Origin of the sequence: uncultured Sphingomonas sp. (assembly GCF_964244235.1) — a bacterium.
GTDB lineage: Bacteria > Pseudomonadota > Alphaproteobacteria > Sphingomonadales > Sphingomonadaceae > Sphingomonas.
The window spans coordinates 1-2,772 of the sequence record NZ_CAXTII010000141.1; the positions used below are offsets into that span (position 1 = coordinate 1).

At 64.0% G+C, this 2,772-nt stretch carries 4 protein-coding genes; all 4 read right to left on the reverse strand.

From position 1 onward, the window contains the following. Positions 1-161 precede the first annotated feature (161 nt). Positions 162-1,616, reverse strand: a complete 1,455-nt coding sequence (locus ACFE7D_RS14270) for an ammonium transporter (protein WP_375396074.1) — start codon at positions 1,614-1,616, stop codon at positions 162-164. A gap of 13 nt (positions 1,617-1,629) precedes the next feature. Beyond that, a complete protein-coding gene (locus ACFE7D_RS14275; RefSeq protein ID WP_174286753.1) occupies positions 1,630-1,968 on the reverse strand; it encodes a P-II family nitrogen regulator in 339 nt (112 codons plus the stop codon). A gap of 139 nt (positions 1,969-2,107) precedes the next feature. Beyond that, entirely contained in the window at positions 2,108-2,311 is a 204-nt protein-coding gene (locus ACFE7D_RS14280; protein WP_375396075.1) for a putative signal transducing protein, read from the reverse strand. Positions 2,312-2,321: 10 nt separating this feature from the next. Further along, a partial coding sequence (locus ACFE7D_RS14285) for a pyridoxamine 5'-phosphate oxidase family protein (protein ID WP_375396076.1) occupies positions 2,322-2,772 on the reverse strand: 451 nt, incomplete at its 5' end.

The window sequence follows — 2,772 nt, forward strand, 5'->3', positions numbered from 1 at the left end:
TCGCCAGCATCATGCTATGGCTCAAATAATTAAATCGTCACCACAGCCTAGAGCTACGATACCTAAAAAAACCCGGTGCATCGCTGCACCGGGCTCAGGTCGTCCGCAGGAGGAACGTCGGTGGGGCAGGTTATCCGCCCCCGAACTCGATGGTGCCGAACTCAGTGGTGATAGGCGCGCTCGCCATGTTCGGCGATGTCGAGCCCTTCCTGCTCGGCGTCGATCGCGGCCCGCATGCCCCAGGTCTTGTCGACCAGCAGGAACAGCAATGTCGCACCGATCGACGACCAGGCCAGCGTCACGATGACCGCCTGGCACTGGATCCATAGCTGCGCCGGCATATGATAGGTCCCGGCGACCATCGCACCCGGCTTGGCCGCATAATCCGCGACACCCTGGCCACCCAGATACGGCGCGTCGAGGATACCCGTCATGATCGCGCCGGTGATGCCGCCGATGCAGTGCACCCCGAACACGTCGAGGCTGTCGTCATAGTCGAAATGGGATTTCACCTTGCTGACGAAGAAGAAGCAGATCGGCGAGACCATCAGCCCGAGCACGACCGACCCCATCGGCCCGGCATAGCCCGATGCCGGCGTCACCGCGACCAGCCCGGCGACGACCCCCGATGCCGCGCCAAGCAGCGACGGCTTGCCGCGAACGACCTGCTCGACCAGCAGCCACGACAGCCCCGCCGCGGCGGTCGCGACGAAGGTGTTGATGAACGCGACCGCGGTCACCCCGTTCGATTCGAGGTTGGACCCGGCGTTGAAGCCGAACCAGCCGACCCAAAGCAACGATGCGCCGATCATCGTCATGGTCAGCGAATGCGGCGGCATCGGCTCCCTGGGATAGCCCGATCGCTTGCCAAGCATGATGCACATGATGAGCCCCGTGATGCCCGCATTGATATGGACGACGGTGCCGCCCGCAAAATCGAGCGCGCCCTTCTGGTACAGCCAGCCCGCATCCGCATTCTGCAGGTCCAGCGCGGCCGCGCCCTTCAGCGCCGCCGCCGCGACCGCATCGGGTCCGCCCCAATACCAGACCATGTGCGCGATCGGGAAATAGACGAATATCACCCACAAGGCGGTGAAGAGCATCAGCGGCGAGAACCGCACGCGCTCCGCGATCGATCCGATGAACAAGGCGGGCGTGATGCACGCAAAGGTCATCTGGAAACAGATATACGCATATTCGGGGATGTAGACGCCGTTCGAGAAGGTCGCTGCCTGGCTGTTCGCATCGACACCCATCAGCAACGCCTTCGACAACCCGCCCCAGAAGGCATTGTGCCCGGTGAACGCGAGCGAATAGCCGAAGGTGACCCACATCACCGCAACCATGCACACGATCATCAGGACCTGCGTCAGCACCGACAGCATGTTCTTCGTCCGCACGAGCCCGCCATAGAACAAGGCCAGCCCCGGCACCGACATCATCAGCACCAGCAGCGAGGAGACCAGCATCCACGCGGTGTCGCCCTTGTCGATGGTCGCCTTCGGGATCGGGCTTGCGGCGACCGCAGCCGCGGCACCTTGTGCGAACGCCGGATGCGCGAGGAGCACGGCAATTGCGGCGGCACCGACGCCCAGCGTCAGTCTCGTCGATTTCATTCCGTTCCCCCTGTCAAAGCGCGGCATCGTCGGTCTCCCCGGTGCGGATCCGCACCGCCTGGCCGACATCGAGCACGAAGATCTTGCCGTCGCCGATCGCCCCGGTGTTCGCCGCGGCCTGCATCGTCTCGACGACGCGTGACGCCAGATCGGTCGCGCAGACGACCTCGATCTTGATCTTCGGCACCATGTTGGTGCTGTATTCCGCGCCGCGGTAGATCTCGGTCTGACCCTTCTGTCGGCCGAATCCCTTGACTTCGGTGACCGTCATCCCCGCCACGCCGAGCGCGGTGAGCGCTTCGCGCACCTCGTCGAGCTTGAACGGTTTGATGATCGCGATGACCAGCTTCACGCACACCCTCCCTTTGCCCCGTTGCATCTTCGCAATCATCGTGCCAGCGGGCGGGGACGTGGATATGGTGGGGGACGGTCGTTGAGCCGTACAGCGCGTCGATCGCTTTTCGGGCAGGCTTGCAGCCATTGCCCGAAAATCAGGCAGCATCCGCAACGATCGCCTTCGCCGCCGGTAAGTCGTCCTCATCGACCATCACACGCACCGGGATCAACAGATAGCTGCCGTCGCCGATCGACGTCTCGCCGTCGAAGGCGATGGCAGTGATGCCTTCGCTGTCCAGACGACCGATCAGGATATGCGCTTCGTTGCGGCTGAAGCGGCCAAGTTCGACGATGGTCATGGGCGGGCGGTCACGCCGCAGGGATCCGCGTCTGGACGCGTACCGGCAGCCCGTCGATACTCTTGGTCCTGCCGGCGATCTTCGCCAGCCGTTCCTCGGGTATCTGTCGGGCATGGAATTTGGTCAGCGTGTCGCGCGATCGATCCAATGTCATCCGCGGCACGCCCCAGCCGCAACTGACCTGGACGCTGTCGATCGTGATCGCGAATACCTGCCGGATGCCCGGCAGGCGCGGGAAATGCGTGGCGAGCGCATCGAACCCCTCGTCCTGCGGCAGCACCGCGCTGCCGTGGCCGTAGAGGCGAAGGATCGACGAGGGATTGTCGAAGGCGCAGAACATGACCGTGATCCGCCCGTCCGCCGCCAGATGTGCCTGCGTCTCGTTTCCTGAACCGCCAAGATCGACATAGGCGACACGGCCCGCGTCCAGCACGCGGAAGCTGTCGAGGCCCTTGGGACTG